Here is a 15,225-nt window from a genome sequence, read left to right on the forward strand (position 1 = left end):
CATGCCAATCGCATCGACTGTCGCATCCCCGGCCGCAGCGCCGGTCCGTCCGTGGTACAGCCACCGCTGGCCGTGGTTGCTGATGATCGGCCCTGTGTTCGTGCTCGTCGGCGGCGGCGTGGCCGGCTCGCTGGCGCTGTCGCGGCCCGACGCGATGGTGGTCGACGACTACTACAAGCAGGGCAAGGCGATCAACCAGGATTTGCGGCGCGACCGCGCGGCGACGGCGCTGGCGATCGCGTTCGAGGCAAGCTACGACGCCGGCGCGGGGGTGCTGAGCGGCGCGGTGACCAGTGGCGGCGCGCCGCTGCAGGCGCCGCTGCACATCTACCTGGCGCACCCGACCCAGCCTGGCAAGGACCTGCAGCTGCTGGCGCGGCCCGGCAGCGACGGCCGCTTCGCGGTGCCGGTGGCAAAGCTCGAAGCGACCCACTGGCAGGTGGTGGTGGAGGGCGCGCGGCGCGAATGGCGGGTGGCGCGCAGCTGGAGCTGGCCGCGCGAGAGCGCGCTGGCGATCCACGCCGACGCACCGACGGCGCCGGCGCCGTGAGGGGCAGCATGCGGCGGCTGGCGATGACGGTATTGTGGCCTTCGTTCCTGGCGGCGGCGCTGGCGGAAGGCTGCGTGTTCTCGGTGTTCGATCCGGCCGACCTGGCGTACCTGGCGGCGTCAGGCATTACGCCGACGGCGGTCTACAGCGTCGGCTTTTTTGCGTTGTGGAGCGTGTGTGCCCTGTCGAGTTTGCTGACGATGTATCTGGTGGTCACGCCGCCCGACCAGCGGGCGCCGTTTTAATCGTGGGCTTTACGCCATCGGGCTGCAGCGCTCGGTGCCGGCGGCCATTGCCTTGAGCAGCGCCGGCTGCAGCAGCGTCACTTCGCGCTTGTCGACCTTGAGCAGGCCCTGCTTCTTGAAGCGCGACAGCAGCCGGCTGATGCTCTCGATGGTCAGGCCGAGGTAGTTGCCGATGTCTTCGCGCGACATGCGCAACTGGAACGCGGTGGCCGAATAACCGCGCGCGGCGTAGCGGGCCGACAGGTTGGTGAGGAAAACGGCGAAGCGCTGCTCAGCCTGCATGTTACCGAGCAGCAGCATGACGTTTTGCTCGCGCGTGATTTCGGTGCTCATGATGCGGTGGAAATGGCGCAGCAAGGTCGGCACGTGCGCGAACAGGTGCTCGAGGCCGTCGAACGGAATCTCGCAGACCTCGCTGTCTTCGAGGGCGACGGCGTCGCAGTGGTGGCGTTCGCCGCTGATGGCGTCCATGCCAAGCAGTTCGCCGGCCATCTGGAAGCCGGTAATCTGCTCGTCGCCGGCGGCATTGACCTGGTAAGTCTTGAAGTGGCCGAAGCGGATCGCGTACAGGCTGCGGAATGGCTGGTCCATCTGATACAGGCGCTCGTCGCGGGCGATGCGGCGGCGCAGGCCGATCACTTCGTCGAGGCGGACGATTTCCGCCGCGTCAAGGCCCATCGGCAGGCACAGCTGGTGCATGCTGCAGTTGGCGCAACTTGCCTTGAGGGCAGTGATGTTCAGCTGCGGCAGAGCGGTTGGTGACGAAGAAGCAAGCATTGGCGGCATTCAAGTTGCGGCATGTCCGCGGCGCGGACATCCACGTTCATTATACGCCTGCGTATGGACGAATTCGCCGCAGCCGCGTCAATGCGCTGGCGGAGACGTGAATCTGTCGCGCCAAGCCGCGCAAACCACAGGGCAGCGCCGCGTCAGCGCTCCTGCCAGCGTCCCATCGCGGCAAATGACAGCGTGACATGCCGGTTCGCCTGCGACAGGAAACCGATCTCGGCGCTGCTGTCTTGCAGATGCAATAACTGGCCCGCCATCACGTCGTACATCGGCAGGCTGCCGGTGGGCCGCGCGCACAGGTGATAGCGGATGATGCCGTGTTCGCCGAGGACGTCGATGTTGACGGCCGAGTCGAGCCGGATGCGGTAGCGGTCGCCGGTGCTGCCGCCGATGACGTGAAAGTAGCCGTGGGCCTGGAATTCGCGGCGCTGCTCGGCGTTGAGCAGGCCGAGCAGGAGCGACAGCGCCCGTTGCTCGGCATGGGCCCGTTGCAACGCCTCTTGCCGCAGCTTTTCGCGCGTGCGCCGTGCTGCCTGCCACCACGCGGTGCAGCGCGCGAAAAGCCAGCTTGCCCGATCCAGCACTGGCAACTTAGCCGCCGACGATACGCGGCACCATGACCACTTCTTCCATGGTCGGATCGAAGGCCGTGATCGCCCGCTTGGCGTCGGTGCGGCTGATGGCGCCGAACGCGGCGTATCCCTGCTTGACCAGGCGGTCGAAAGTCTTCTGTGCGGCGGCGATTTCCCTGGAATTGGCCATGTTCCAATTCATTTGCCGGTGACCAGAGTCGTCCATGATATTCATTGCGCCAATTGGCGATGCGTGTGCGTTATCCATCATTCCTCCTCGACAGCTGAGACGTTACCGAACCACTACCTGCTGTAGACACCGGCGCAGCAGGCAAAGTGGCCCGGGATCAATGCAGAATTTGATGTAGATCAAGGAAATGTTTGAACAGTGAGCAGAACTGCTCGACAGCAGAGGAGACTCTCTTGCTCTACGCCAAGATGAGCTCCATGCAAATCGTCACTATCGACCCGGGTTCCTGGCCGGCCCCGACCGCGCCGCAGCAAAGGCGCTGCAGCCAGAAACGGCCGCTCATGCAGGGAGACATCTTGGAAACTACTTTTGGCGATGCCATGGCGAACCCGGCCGGTGCCGACCGCTACCAGCCCAGTTTGCTGACGGTGAACGGCAGGATCGGCCGCCTGCGTTACTTCACCTATTGCTGCGTGCTGACAATGGCGGTCTTGTGCGTAGCCACCGCCAGTGTCGCGGCTTTTTCACCGATGGTGGCGATGACGGTGATTTTGACCTCCTATCTGGCGTTCATCCCCGCGACGTTCGTGCTGATGATACGCCGCCTGAACGACCTGGACCGCTCGGGCGGGTGCTCGCTTGCGGCGATCGTGCCGTTCGACAACGTTGCGCTTGGGCTGTATGCGACCTTCGCGCGGGGCTCGGCGGGCGCCAACCGCTTTGGCCCAGCGCCCGTTCCCAATTCGCGCGCGACCGTCATCGCCGCAGTGGGCGCACCGGCAGGCGCATTTGCGCTCGGTATCATCGTTGGGCTGACGGGCGCGACGTTCAGGGACTTCGCCTGAGCGCACGCCCGAACAGAAGTGGCTTCCTAGTCAACATTATCTTTATAGAATTCTGTCCACAGATTCTGTGGGTAAGATGACCACATAAAACGCGCTTGTACCAGTACGAGTGACCTAATTATCGGCCTGCCTAAAAATTAAGCACGTTCAAGCGCGCAGCATGAAAGAAGGAGCGACGGCCATTACTGCCGTCGCCCCGTTACATGTTGCACTGCGATCAGCGCACGACCACGACCTGCACCGTCGAGCTGGCCCAGTTGCCGGCCGCGTCTTTCGCCACGACCTTGATGGCGTGCGAGCCGGTCATCCAGCGGCGCGTCTGCCAGGTGTAGGCGAGCGAGCCGCCGTTGCCATTGCTGACGAGTGCATTGTCGATGTAAATCGACTGAATCATTCCTGCCGTGCCGCTGTTATCGTTGGCGCTGACGCTGATGATGACGGCGCCGCTGACGGTGCCCGAAACCGGATTGTCGATTTTCACGGTCGGCGCCGTGGTGTCGGCGGCGGGCGGCGGCACCGCGTTGGCGACGCTGACCGACACCGGGTTCGACGCGGTGGCATTGCCGGCCTTGTCGTAGGCCGTGGCGACCAGCGTGTTCATGCCGTTCGGCACGCCCGCCGAATTCCACGCAAAGCTGAACGGGCTGGCGATGTCGGAACCGACGACGGTGCCGTTAGCCTTCAGTTCGACCCGGTCGACGCCGACATTGTCGGCGGCGTCGACAGCGACCGTGACGCTGCCGCTGACGCTGGAACTGGCCGCCGGCGAGGTGATTGCCGTGGTCGGCGCCTGGGTGTCGGCGACGACGACCTTGGCCAGCACGGCGCGCACGCCGGCGGCGGCGTCGACGCGGCCATAGCCGAACAGCGGATCGCGCCCTGCCGCACCGAGCGGCACGGCGGAGGCAAACAGCGCCTGCTCGATCGCGGCGCCGTCGAGCGATGGCGCGGCGGCCATCATCAGCGCGGCGACGCCGGCGGCGACCGGGCTGGCGAACGAGGTGCCGTTCCAGCCGTTGTAGGCGCCGCCTTGCGACGTGGTCCAGATGCCGGCGCCCGGTGCGGCCAGCGATACGAAGGCGCCGTAGCTCGACCAGCTGGCCTTGGCGTCGGCCGAATCGGTGGCCGAGACGGCGATCAAGGTGTTGGACGGCACGATGTTTTCATCGACGCCGTTGTTGCCCGCGGAAACGAATACCAGGCCGCCCTTGTTTTTCATGTACTGCGCGGCGCTCTGGATGGTGGCGCTGCCGGCCAGCGGACCGAAGCTGACGTTGGCGATGCGGGCGCCGTTGTCGGCAGCCCAGGTGATTCCGGCGGCGATCGTGCTGGTATAGGCATAGCAACCGCCGCCGGCGTCCTTGTAGGCGACGCGGATCGGCATGATCTTCGCCAGCCCGGCAACCCCGGCGACCCCGGCGCCGTTGTTGGTGCGCGCCGCGGCCGAGCCGGCGACGGCGGTGCCGTGGCCGCAGACGTCGGCGGTGTCGGTGTTGTTGCCGTGCGTGTTGTAGCCGGGCACCAGGTTAGGCACCAGGTCCGGGTGGCTGCCGTCGACGCCGGAATCGAGTATCGCGATGGTGACGCCGGCGCCCTGGGTGGTGTCCCACGCGGTGGTGGCGCCGATCTTGCCGAGGTGCCATTCGCTGCCGGCATACGGATCGTTGACGGCCAGCGTGCTTTTGACGCGGCGATCGAGTTCGACGTATTTGAAGGCGGGATGGCGGCGCAGCCGCTCGACGAGGGCCGCTTCCGACGCGCCGGCGGGCAGCTCGACGATGTTCAGGTTGCTCTGGCCCATCTTGCGTCGCTTGCCGCCGCCATGGGTCTTGAGGATTTTTTCCAGCTCGTCGCCGGACAGGCCGGCACGCGCCTCGAACAAGATGCGGCCGCGGGCGTACTGGTGGACGCCATCGCTGAAATCGGCGGCGGCGGCCGGCGTGACTGCGACCAGGACGGTGGCAGCGGCGCCGATGGCCGCTGCCAGCAGATGCATCGACGAGGTGACGGAACGTGGGGTGAGGCGGGTTTTCGGCATGCGTGATTTCCAGGTGAGGAGGGCAAGAAGGTTGCGGGCGGATTGAAACTTGCGGCGATGGTAATGGCCGAGACTGCCAGCCGCAAGCCGTCAAAACTGCCATGATGAGATCGACAATATCGGCTTGATAACCCGAACGGACACATGTCGGCGCGGGCCAACATTGTTCGATATCTATTTGATTAGATGGGGAGTTATCGGATCGTCACGGATTGACGTTGCTACCTCCGACGAGTTGCAGGCCGGCGGCCCAACACAAGTGTCGACCTTGTCAATTGGATACGGTACGGCCGACTGCCAAGCGCAGCCAGGTCCATACAATTGGTAACAATTATGTTTGACAACATCTTCGTTGGACAACGCGATTGGCGCGGCGCGGCTTACTCCGGGCAGTAGACCGAGCAACGCAATTTTCAGCGCGCCTGCACCAGTTTGCGGGTGCCGTTGTCGTGAATCGCCTGGAAGCCGGCGTTGAAGTTGCGCCGCTGCGCGTCGCCGTCGGCATGCAGTACGCTGAAGCCGATATACGCGCCCATCGGCGTACCCTGGAAGGCGAAGCCGATCTCCTTCACGCTGGCGTGCGCCTGAATCGGCTCCTCGCTGCGCATCTCGTCGGTCATGACCAGCGCGAAGTCGAGGCGGCCGGCGGCCAGCTTGCGCAAGTAGGCAACGTCGGAGCGGCCGTTATCGAGCACCACGCCGCGCGCCGCCATCTGCGCCACGAAAGGGGGATATTCGTCGCCGAGGACAATGCCAACGCGCATGCCGGCGCCAAGCTGCGCGACGAGTTGGCGCGCGGCGCGCGGCCCACATGGTAGTAACAGCGCGGCCTGACGCTGAACAGCGGCTTGTCGGAGAAGCGCACCAGCTTGGCCATGTCGAGATCGTCCGACATGCTGAAGCAGGCGACGGCGCCGCCTTGCTTGACCAGCGTCTTGCAGCGCGCGTAGGGCACCACGGTCAGGTCGATGGCAACGCCGGCCGCCTAGAAGGCGGCGCCTACCAGGTCGTTGGCATAGTCGGTGCCGTCGCGGTTCGACCATGGACTGGCGGCGTCTTCGGCCAGGATCTGCACCGGTGCGCCGGCCAGCGCGACGCTGCGGGGCAACAGCAGCAAGAAAGCCAGCAACAGGGGGACAGGGAAGCGCTTTCGGGTGGTGGGAGCGGAAGCGATGCGTGGACCGCCATTGTACGGCGCCGTCGCGGGGTGAGCGCCGCGCCGTCGCACGCTCACGCCGCCAGCACGCAGTTGCGGCCGTTGGCCTTGGCGCGGTACATCGCCTCGTCGGCGCGGTGGATCGCCTGGTCGAACCGTTCCAGCGGCAGCGAAGCGGCTACACCGGCCGAGAACGTGATCCGCAGTGCCGGATCGACGGCGGCGAGCGGCAGCGCGCCGATCCGCGCGGCCATCCGCTCGATCACGGCCACCGCCTCGTCGAGGCGCGTATCGGGCATCAGGAGCAGGAATTCCTCGCCGCCCCAGCGCGCCAGCGTATCGCCGGCGCGCAGCGTGGCGCCGGCCACGTCGGCGAATGACTTGAGGACGGCGTCGCCGGCGGCGTGGCCGTACTTGTCATTGATCGCCTTGAAGAAATCGATGTCGATCAGGGCCACGCAGACATGCTGCGGCGCGGCGGCGCGGCGGCTCTCCTCGAGCGCCAGCAAGTGGTTCATGTGGCGCCGGTTGGCCAGCAACGTCAGTTCGTCGGTCGTGGCCAGGGTGCCGATGGTGTCGACCGCGTTGACCAGCTGGCCGCGCACGCGGTGCAGTTCGCCGGTGATGGCGGTGACCGACACCATGCCGAATGTGGTCAGCGCAAAGTACACGCTTTCGGTATACAGCGGGTAGTGCGCCGGGTTCGACAGGACCATCGCCGTCATGGTCGCCGCCAGGCCGGCGATGGCGCAAGCGCTCAGCACGACGGTCTGGCGCGGGCGCAGCGCAAACGCGCAGAAAACGATGACGACCGGCAGGCCGATCAGCATGGCGCCGCGCAGCGTGTCGAGCACGGCGTACAGCGCCAGGTCGAAGACGATCGCGAACTGGGCTTGCCGGAGAGCCAGCTTCCAGTTCGGGATGTCGAAGCGCCGGGCGCAGCGCAGCAACACGTAGAACGTCAGCAGGCTGGCCAGGCCGAGGGCGATGACCAGCCAGGCCTGGATTGGCGGCACCACGCCGCCTGCCTGCTCGCGCGCCAGAATGCTCATGCAAAATCCGTACACCAGCGCAGTAGAGGCCCAGTACGCCATGACGCGGCGCATTTTCGGCGTCGACCCGAAGAAGAGCCTTGCAAGGAATTGAAGCAGACGCATTGCGTTTTTATTGCTACAGAGAATTCATTAGTCTACTTGAGTACCAACAAGTAGCAACAAGAAACGGGTGTGGAAGACAGCAATCTGCGCCCCGCGCAACACTCTGTTGTATGTGCGTTGCGCCACTATACGGCTGGTGCGAGCGATGCTGATTGGCTCTGCGCATCAGTTGGCGCTGATCGGCCCGTGCTGAATTTGTCAACGAGGGTGCGCGTCCGCACAGAGTATAGCGAGCTGATCTGTAAATCTGCACGATTGTCCCATTTGGCACAAGGATCATATGCTTGTTGACTCGCCCGGCCTGCCGCTGCCGCCCCGCACGGACGGCCAGCAGCCCGTCCCTCGCCGCAGCGCGCTCGAGCAAATGCCGAAGTGGCTGATCTGCATTCCGCTGGTGATCCAGTGGAGCTGGCTGGCGCTGCGGTACGGCAGCATTACGTTGCCGAGCGCGGCCAATCCAGGCATCACGGCCGGTGGCTTGGTCGGAGAGGGCAAACTCGAATATTTCAATGCGATGGGCGCGCGCGCGCGCGCCGTTACCGCCGCCCACATCGGCCTGCGTGATGCGGCGTGCTATTCGGACACGCAGTTGGCGGCGCTGCTGGCCAGAGCCGCACTTCAGTTCCCGCTGGTAGCCAAGCCCGATCTCGGCTTATGCGGCTACGGCGTCTGCAAACTCGATTCGCCAGCAGCGCTGCGCGCCTACGCCGACCGCTATCCGGCCGGCGAGGTTGTCGTGCTGCAGCAATACCTTGACGACGACAACGAGGCTGGCATTTTCTATGCCCGCGACCCGGTCAGCGGCGCCGGCCGGCTGATCGGACTGGCGCTGCGCGAATTCCCGCGTGTTGTCGGCGACGGCGCCTCAACTGTCCGCCAATTGATCGCCGCCGATCCGCGCGCCGGCCGCGTGCTCGGTTCGTCCGCCCACAGCAGCGGGCTCGACCTCGATCAGATCCCCGCCGCTGGGCAGCTGATACGCCTCGCCACCATCGGTTCGACCCGCGTCGGCGGGTTGTACCGCGATGGCGGCGCCCTGATCAGCGCCGAGCTGACTGCGGCAATCGATGCCATCGCGCGCGACATGCGCGAGTTTTACTTCGGCCGCTTCGACGTGCGCTTCGGCAGCGCGCGGCAACTGTCGCGCGGCGCCGGCTTCACCATCATGGAAGTCAACGGCGCCGGCTCCGAGGCGATCCAGGCATGGGATCCGGAAACCGATCTGGTGGCAGGCCTGCGCATGATTTTCGCCAAGCAGCGCCTACTGTTTGCGATCGGCGCAGCGAACCGCCGGCGCGGCGTGCGTCCGATCGGCACGCTGGCGCTGATGCGGCTGAACTGGCGCCAAAACCGCCTGATCAGTCTCTATCCGCCGTCAAACTAAGGAAGCGACTCGACCATGCAACTTGCAGCCGAATACCCTTGGTCACCGCGCGCGGCGCCGGCGCCGGCGCCGGTGCAGCCGAAACCAGGCAGTTGGCGTTTCGAAGCGAGCTGGGCCAGCTCGCCTGCTGAAGTGCGCGAGGCGCAGCAGCTGCGCTACGCTGTTTTCGTCGCCGAAATGGGCGCGCGTTTGAGCACGCCCGCCGGAACCGCGGCCGGACTCGACGTCGATGACTTCGACCGTCATTGCGAACACCTGCTGGTGCGCGCTCGCGAGCTCGGCAGCGACGCACCTGGCCAGCTGGTGGGCACCTACCGCGTCCTCGGGCCCGAGGGCGCGCGCCGCGCCGGCGGCTGTTATACCGAAAGCGAATTTGATCTCGCGCCGCTGGCGCCACTGCGCGCCGGCGCAGTCGAGCTGGGCCGCGCCTGCGTGCATGCCGGCTGGCGATCCGGCGGCGTGATCCTGGCGCTGTGGAGCGCACTGGGCCAACACATGCTCGAGCGCGGTCTCGATACCATGTTCGGCTGCGCCAGCATCGGGATGGCCGACGGCGGCCAGCTGGCGAGGCGAGTGTGGCGCCAGTTGCGCGACTCGTCGTACATGGTGCCGCCGGAATGGCGCATCGTCCCTTGGACGCCGCTGCCGATGGGCGACGCCGACCGCATCGCCACGCCCGCCAGCGACGCCGTACTGCGCGAGCTGCCGGCGCTGATCAAGGGCTACCTGCGCTGCGGCGCGCGGGTGGCGGGGCCGCCGTCATTCGACCGCAGCTTCAACACCGCAGACTTGCCGATCATGATGCGATTGGCCGATTTGCCGGCACGCTACAGCAAGCAGTTCCTGGCTCCGCGATGACGCGTGCGACGGCGCTGCGCGCGGTGCTGGCCTCGCAGTTTTTCACCTCGCTGGGCGACAATGCGTTGCTGATTGTCGCCATCGGTCTGCTCTTGGAGCGCGCTGCGCCGGCCTGGATGACGCCGGCGCTACGTATTTGCCTGTATTTGGCGTATGTGCTGCTGGCGCCGCTCGCAGGCGCGCTCGCCGACGCGTTCCCCAAAGGACGGGTAATGCTGCTGACAAACGTCGTCAAGCTCGGCGCATGCGTCCTGCTCGCCGCCGGCGTTCATCCGCTGCTGGCTTTCGGTGCGATCGGCATTATCGGCGTCATGTACGGACCGGCTAAATATGCCGTCCTGGCCGAATTGGTGCCGGCCGGGCAGCTGATTGCAGCCAACGCCTGGATCGAAATTTCCACCGTGGCGTCAATTATCGGCGGCACAGTGCTCGGCGGCCTGCTGCTCGCTCCCGGCTACGTTCTGACCGGCATGCGCTCGCCCGCGCACAGCGCCACGCTCGTCATCGTTGGCCTTTACGCGCTGTCTGCACTGTGCGCCGCGGCGATCCCGGCGCTCGCGAGCGCGGATAACGGCGACGCGCGCAGCGTGCGGGCAAAGGCGGCCAGCTTCGGCCATGCGTTCTCGCTGCTGTGGGCCGATCCACAAGGCAGGATTGCGCTGGCGGTGACGACGCTGTTCTGGGCGATCGCCGCGCTGTTGCAATTTCTCGTCATCGAGTGGGCCGGTACCGTGCTGGGGATGACGCTGTCGCAGTCGGCGCTGATGCAGTGCTTCCTGGCCGCCGGCATCGTCGCCGGCGCCGTCGCCGTCGCGCGGCTGGTACCCAGCGGCCGTGCGACGGCGGCGCTACCGGCGGGCCTTGCGCTGGGCGCCGCCATCCTCGCGATGACGCTGGTGCGTGAGCGCCTGGTGGCGTGTACGGTACTGGTACTCGCGGGCATCGTCGCCGCCATTGTGCTGGTGCCGATGAATGCCTTGTTTCAGCAGCGTGGCGAAGCGCTGATGGCGCCGGGCCTGTCGATTGCGGTGCAAAGCTTCAACGAGAACCTGGCGTCGCTGGTGTTCCTGGCCGCATACGGCGCGCTGCTGGCGCTGGCCGTGCCGGTACGGATGATCCTGGCCGGCTGCGGCCTGCTGACGATCGTGCTGATGCTGGCGATTATTCGCTGGCATCGAGCTGGGACGTGTGCCCCGGCAGGGGGGCGTACATGAGGGCCACGCTGACGGCCTGGCGCCTGGCATGCGTGCTTGGGCTCATCGTTCGCGGCCTGTGCACGTGCGTGTTCATCTTCCCGTGGATCGCGCCGGCAGCGCGCATGGGACACATCCAGCGCTGGTCGCTGCGCGTGCTGCGCACGTTCGGCGTCACGGTCGATGTTGCCGGTGCCGCGCCGGTGCCGGGCAACCTGCTGCTGGTGGCGAACCACGTTTCCTGGGTTGATGTGTTTGTCATCAATGCCTGCTTGCCGTCGCGCTTCGTGGCCAAGTCGGAAGTGCGCAGGTGGCCCCTGATCGGGTCCCTTGCCGCCTTGGCGGGAACCGTGTTCGTCACACGCGGCCAGCGCAGCAGCCTGCGCGACACGGTCGCCACGCTGGCCGCCAGGCTGGGTGCCGGTGAACGCATCGCCTGCTTCCCGGAAGGCACTTCGGCCGCGCAAGGCAAGCTGCGGCCGTTCAACTCCAACCTGTTCGAGGCAGCCATCGCCGCCGCCGTGCCGGTGCAGGCGCTGGCGCTCAGCTACCTCGACGATACTGGCGGGTGGCACGCGTCGGTCGAGTACATCGCCGACATGTCGCTCGCCGATAGCATGCTGGCCATCCTTAACGGCAAACCAATCCGGGCCTGCGTCAGCGCCCAGCAAGTGCTGAGCACGGCCGGCGCCACTCGGCGCACGTTGGCACTGGCCGCTCACGGGCAAGTTGCCGCTGCGCTCGCGTCGCGGATGCCGCCGGCCAGCGGCCGGGACGCCGCCTTGCACGAAGAAATTGCGTCATGATCAGAGACCGAATGACCAACGATGAAAACGATTACGAGGACAAGCGGCCGCGCGAGCGCTACGCGGCCGAAACGAAGCGGCTGCTCGGCGTGCTCGAAGCTCACCTCGCTGGACGCGACTGGATGGTCGGCAACGACTACAGCATCGCCGACATTGCCATCCGAGTGGCAACCGGCGCAGCGCGCGAAGGCGGCTTTGCCGAGCTTGAGGTCGGGCGGCGCTGCGAGGGCGCTTGTGGCGCCGGCCATCGTCAACCCAACGATCAGCAGTGAAGTGCGCATGCTGCTTGGACGCCGCCAGCGCGACGACGTTCCCGGGATTACACTTTCTTGACGAACTCGGTCTTCAGACTCATTGCGCCGAAGCCGTCGATCTTGCAGTCGATGTCGTGGTCGCTGTCGACCAGCCGGATGTTCTTGACCTTGGTGCCGATCTTGACGGTGGCGCCGGAACCCTTCAACTTCAAGTCCTTGATGACGGTCACCGTGTCGCCGTCCTGCAGCACGGTGCCGGACGAATCGCGGTACACGCGCGCGCCTTCTTCGGCCGTGTCGGCGGCCGCCGCCGCGCTCCACTCATGGCCGCATTCGGGACACACCAGCTGCACGCCGTCGTTGTAGGAGAATGCGGATTTGCAGTTGGGGCAGGCAGGCAGCGCGCGCATCGAGGTCCTTGTAGAGACAGGCGAAATGCCTGAAAACGCAAACAGTATACAGCGCCTGCGCGATGACCCGGTTGGTATCGGCCGGGCGCCAACGCGCATCTGCAAAGCGTGATAAATTAGCCGAGATGTTCCGCATCTGCGGGATCCCTCGGGAGCAGTCTGATGCTTGGTTTTACGGCGCTCGAACTGGCGCGTATCCAGTTCGCTTTCACGATGTCGTTTCACATCCTTTTCCCCGCCATCACGATCGGACTGGCCAGCTATCTGGCAGTGCTCGAACTGTGCTGGCTGCGCACCGGTCGCCAGGTCTATGTCGACCTGTACCAGTTCTGGCTCAAGATTTTTTCGGTCAACTTCGGCATGGGCGTCGTCTCCGGCCTCGTCATGGCCTACCAGTTCGGCACCAACTGGAGCGGCTTCTCCGAATTTGCCGGCAGCGTCACCGGACCGCTGCTGGCATATGAAGTACTCACCGCCTTCTTCCTCGAGGCCGGCTTTCTCGGCGTGATGCTGTTCGGCTGGACGCGCGTCGGCCCCGGCCTGCATTTCCTGTCCACCTGCATGGTGGCGCTCGGCACGCTGATCTCGGCCACCTGGATCCTCGCCTCGAACAGCTGGATGCAGACGCCGCAGGGCCACGCCATCATCAACGGCGCCGTCGTGCCGCAGGACTGGCTGGCGATCATCTTCAACCCGTCGTTTCCGTACCGGCTGCTGCACATGAGCGTGGCCGCCTTTTTGTGCACCGCGCTGTTCGTCGGCGCCTCCGCCGCCTGGCACCTGCTGCGCCGCAACGATACGCCGGCGGTGCGCAAGATGCTGTCGATGGCGATGTGGATGATCGTCATCGTCGCGCCGATCCAGGCAGTCATCGGCGACTTCCACGGCATCAATACGCTCAAGCACCAGCCGGCCAAGATCGCCGCGATGGAAGGCCACTGGGAAAGCAAGCCGGGCGAGGGCCTGCCGCTGATCCTGTTCGGCATCCCCGACATGGAATCCGAAACGACCAGGTACGCGATCGAGGTGCCGCGCCTGGGCAGCCTGATCCTCACGCACAGCCTGGACGGCCAGATCAAGGGACTGAAGGAGTTTGCGAAGCAAGACAGGCCGCCGGCGCAGATCGTGTTCTGGTCGTTCCGCATCATGGTCGGCCTCGGATTCGCGATGATCGCCCTCGGCCTGTGGAGCCTGGTCGGGCGGCGCGGCAACAAGCTGTACGCATCGCGCCCGTTCCTGTGGGCCGCGCTGCTGATGGGGCCAAGCGGCCTGGTCGCCATCCTGGCCGGCTGGGTCACCACCGAAGTGGGGCGCCAGCCTTGGGTGGTGTACGGCCTGATGCGCACCAGGGACGCCGTGTCGGCGCATGCGCCGGAGTCGCTGGCGCTGACGCTCGGCCTGTTCATCATCGTCTACCTGTTCGTGTTCGGCACCGGCATCGCGTATGTGCTGCGGCTCGTGCGCGGCGGGCCGAGCCACTTCGACGCTGCCGGCCATCCGCCCGAGGGCGGACCGGGCCACGAGCGCACGCCAGCGCGGCCGATGTCGGCGGCGCTGGACGAATCGGAATCGAAAGCGGGGCACTGATCAATGGGCATCGAACTTCCGGTCATTTGGGCCGTCATCATTTTCTTCGGCGTCTTCATGTACGTGGTGATGGACGGCTTCGACCTCGGCATCGGCATGCTGTTTCCGTTCGTGCCCGACCGCCACGACCGCGACGTCATGATGAATACTGTCGCGCCGGTGTGGGACGGCAACGAGACCTGGCTGGTGCTGGGCGGCGCCGGCCTGCTGGCGGCGTTCCCGCTGGCGTATTCGATCATCCTGTCGGGCCTGTACCTGCCGCTGATCTTCATGCTGCTCGGCCTGATCTTTCGCGGCGTCGCCTTCGAGTTCCGCTTCAAGGCGCTCGAGCACGAACGCCACGTGTGGGACAAGGCCTTCATCGGCGGCTCGGTGACGGCGGCATTTTTCCAGGGCGTCGCGCTCGGCGCCTTCTTGCAGGGCATTCCGGTCAGCGGGCGTGTCTACGCCGGCGGCCCGCTCGACTGGCTGGCGCCGTTTCCGTTGCTGTCGGGCGTCGGCGTCATGATCGCCTACACGCTGCTTGGCAGCACCTGGCTGATCATGAAGACCGAGGGCGACCTGCAGCAGCGCATGATCCATGTGGCGCGCCCGTTCAGCCTGATGCTGCTCGGCGCCATCGGCGTGGTCAGCGTGTGGACGCCGCTGACCCATCCGGAAGTGGCCGCGCGCTGGTTCAGCTTTCCCAACCTGGTGTATTTCGCGCCGGTGCCGCTGCTGGTCGGCGTCGGCATTTTCTGGCTGCTGCGCTCGCTCAAGGGCGCGCCGCATCGCAGCCCGTTCGTCGCCGCGCTCGGCCTCATCTTCCTCGGCTACACCGGCATGGCGATCAGCATCTGGCCGAACATCGTGCCGCCGTACATCACCATCTGGACCGCGTCGTCGCCGCCGCAAAGCCAGGGCTTCGCGCTGGTCGGTACGCTGTTCATCCTGCCATTCATTCTCGGCTACACGGTGTGGTCGTACTACGTTTTCCGCGGCAAGGTAAGGGTCGGGGAGGGCTACCATTGAAGCGCAAACGCTGGCTCTCGCGGATCGGCTGGCTGCTGCTCATCTGGGCGGCCAGCGTGGCGGCGCTGGCGCTGGCTGCAGCGCTGATGCGCCTGTTGATGCGCGCGGCCGGAATGTACTGACGGCGCACGCGCGGCCGCGCTGAAACGCGCCCGTCCGTGGCACAATGGACATTACTTG

The 15,225-nt window shown here is 65.9% G+C and carries 18 protein-coding genes and 1 pseudogene; 11 read left to right on the top strand and 8 right to left on the bottom strand.

The window, feature by feature from the left end; genetic code table 11:
* The first annotated feature begins 1 nt into the window (after window position 1).
* Both ACP7DD_RS01355 and ACP7DD_RS01360 read left to right on the top strand, forming a co-directional pair.
* Window positions 2-550 carry a FixH family protein gene (locus tag ACP7DD_RS01355; protein WP_426172884.1) on the top strand — a complete coding sequence of 183 codons (549 nt, stop codon included), beginning with the start codon at window positions 2-4 and terminating at the stop codon, window positions 548-550.
* On the top strand, window positions 547-795 hold the full coding sequence (locus ACP7DD_RS01360) for a hypothetical protein (RefSeq protein WP_426172885.1): 249 nt from the start codon (window positions 547-549) through the stop codon (window positions 793-795). Before ACP7DD_RS01355 ends, ACP7DD_RS01360 begins: the two co-directional genes overlap by 4 nt.
* A gap of 9 nt (window positions 796-804) precedes the next feature.
* Here the strand turns inward: ACP7DD_RS01360 and fnr are convergent, their stop codons facing one another.
* From fnr to ACP7DD_RS01375, 3 genes are all read right to left on the bottom strand, one after another.
* Window positions 805-1,581, bottom strand: coding sequence for a fumarate/nitrate reduction transcriptional regulator Fnr (fnr, locus tag ACP7DD_RS01365; RefSeq protein ID WP_426172886.1), 777 nt, complete (start codon window positions 1,579-1,581; stop codon window positions 805-807).
* 143 nt (window positions 1,582-1,724) lie between these two features.
* Entirely contained in the window at window positions 1,725-2,174 is a 450-nt protein-coding gene (locus tag ACP7DD_RS01370; RefSeq protein ID WP_426172887.1) for a hypothetical protein, read from the bottom strand.
* A gap of 1 nt (window position 2,175) precedes the next feature.
* Window positions 2,176-2,346, bottom strand: coding sequence for a hypothetical protein (locus tag ACP7DD_RS01375; protein ID WP_426172888.1), 171 nt, complete (start codon window positions 2,344-2,346; stop codon window positions 2,176-2,178).
* A gap of 233 nt (window positions 2,347-2,579) precedes the next feature.
* Here ACP7DD_RS01375 and ACP7DD_RS01380 point away from each other — a divergent pair, with 233 nt between their 5' ends.
* The gene (locus ACP7DD_RS01380) at window positions 2,580-3,191 is read left to right on the top strand and encodes a DUF805 domain-containing protein (RefSeq protein ID WP_426172889.1); all 612 of its coding nucleotides are present in this window, start codon (window positions 2,580-2,582) and stop codon (window positions 3,189-3,191) included.
* A 217-nt stretch (window positions 3,192-3,408) separates the two neighbouring features.
* Here ACP7DD_RS01380 and ACP7DD_RS01385 read toward each other — a convergent pair whose 3' ends face one another.
* From ACP7DD_RS01385 to ACP7DD_RS01400, 4 genes are all read right to left on the bottom strand, one after another.
* Window positions 3,409-5,229: a S8 family serine peptidase gene (locus ACP7DD_RS01385; protein WP_426172890.1), complete on the bottom strand. Its 1,821-nt coding sequence runs from the start codon at window positions 5,227-5,229 to the stop codon at window positions 3,409-3,411.
* Between the two features lie 413 nt (window positions 5,230-5,642).
* Window positions 5,643-5,993 (bottom strand): hypothetical protein, encoded by a 351-nt coding sequence (locus tag ACP7DD_RS01390; protein WP_426172891.1) that lies wholly within the window; start codon window positions 5,991-5,993, stop codon window positions 5,643-5,645.
* 221 nt (window positions 5,994-6,214) lie between these two features.
* A complete protein-coding gene (locus tag ACP7DD_RS01395; protein ID WP_426172892.1) occupies window positions 6,215-6,358 on the bottom strand; it encodes a hypothetical protein in 144 nt (47 codons plus the stop codon).
* 101 nt (window positions 6,359-6,459) lie between these two features.
* Window positions 6,460-7,437: a GGDEF domain-containing protein gene (locus ACP7DD_RS01400; protein WP_426172893.1), complete on the bottom strand. Its 978-nt coding sequence runs from the start codon at window positions 7,435-7,437 to the stop codon at window positions 6,460-6,462.
* A gap of 385 nt (window positions 7,438-7,822) precedes the next feature.
* Here ACP7DD_RS01400 and ACP7DD_RS01405 point away from each other — a divergent pair, with 385 nt between their 5' ends.
* The 5 genes and pseudogenes from ACP7DD_RS01405 to ACP7DD_RS01425 all read left to right on the top strand — a co-directional run.
* A complete protein-coding gene (locus ACP7DD_RS01405) occupies window positions 7,823-8,926 on the top strand; it encodes a hypothetical protein (protein WP_426172894.1) in 1,104 nt (367 codons plus the stop codon).
* Window positions 8,927-8,941: 15 nt separating this feature from the next.
* Window positions 8,942-9,784 carry a GNAT family N-acetyltransferase gene (locus ACP7DD_RS01410; protein WP_426172895.1) on the top strand — a complete coding sequence of 281 codons (843 nt, stop codon included), beginning with the start codon at window positions 8,942-8,944 and terminating at the stop codon, window positions 9,782-9,784.
* On the top strand, window positions 9,781-10,998 hold the full coding sequence (gene lplT, locus ACP7DD_RS01415; RefSeq protein ID WP_426172896.1) for a lysophospholipid transporter LplT: 1,218 nt from the start codon (window positions 9,781-9,783) through the stop codon (window positions 10,996-10,998). The genes ACP7DD_RS01410 and lplT overlap by 4 nt, the downstream gene beginning before the upstream one ends.
* On the top strand, window positions 10,995-11,783 hold the full coding sequence (locus ACP7DD_RS01420) for a lysophospholipid acyltransferase family protein (RefSeq protein WP_426172897.1): 789 nt from the start codon (window positions 10,995-10,997) through the stop codon (window positions 11,781-11,783). The genes lplT and ACP7DD_RS01420 overlap by 4 nt, the downstream gene beginning before the upstream one ends.
* A 29-nt stretch (window positions 11,784-11,812) precedes the next feature.
* Window positions 11,813-11,944: pseudogene (locus tag ACP7DD_RS01425) on the top strand (glutathione binding-like protein); the annotation flags it as partial.
* 158 nt (window positions 11,945-12,102) lie between these two features.
* Here the strand turns inward: ACP7DD_RS01425 and ACP7DD_RS01430 are convergent.
* The gene (locus ACP7DD_RS01430; RefSeq protein WP_426172898.1) at window positions 12,103-12,447 is read right to left on the bottom strand and encodes a zinc ribbon domain-containing protein YjdM; all 345 of its coding nucleotides are present in this window, start codon (window positions 12,445-12,447) and stop codon (window positions 12,103-12,105) included.
* A gap of 162 nt (window positions 12,448-12,609) precedes the next feature.
* Between ACP7DD_RS01430 and ACP7DD_RS01435 the strand changes: the two genes are divergently transcribed.
* The 3 genes from ACP7DD_RS01435 to ACP7DD_RS01445 are packed head-to-tail and all read left to right on the top strand — an operon-like array spanning window position 12,610 to window position 15,167.
* Window positions 12,610-14,034, top strand: coding sequence for a cytochrome ubiquinol oxidase subunit I (locus tag ACP7DD_RS01435; protein ID WP_426172899.1), 1,425 nt, complete (start codon window positions 12,610-12,612; stop codon window positions 14,032-14,034).
* Window positions 14,035-14,037: 3 nt separating this feature from the next.
* Complete coding sequence (gene cydB / locus ACP7DD_RS01440) at window positions 14,038-15,045, top strand: cytochrome d ubiquinol oxidase subunit II (RefSeq protein WP_426172900.1); 1,008 nt, start codon at window positions 14,038-14,040, stop codon at window positions 15,043-15,045.
* Window positions 15,042-15,167, top strand: coding sequence for a DUF2474 family protein (locus ACP7DD_RS01445; RefSeq protein ID WP_426172901.1), 126 nt, complete (start codon window positions 15,042-15,044; stop codon window positions 15,165-15,167). Before cydB ends, ACP7DD_RS01445 begins: the two co-directional genes overlap by 4 nt.
* Window positions 15,168-15,225 lie beyond the last annotated feature (58 nt).

Source organism: Massilia sp. TWR1-2-2 (assembly GCF_049897565.1).
Lineage (GTDB): Bacteria > Pseudomonadota > Gammaproteobacteria > Burkholderiales > Burkholderiaceae_D > JAFCUW01.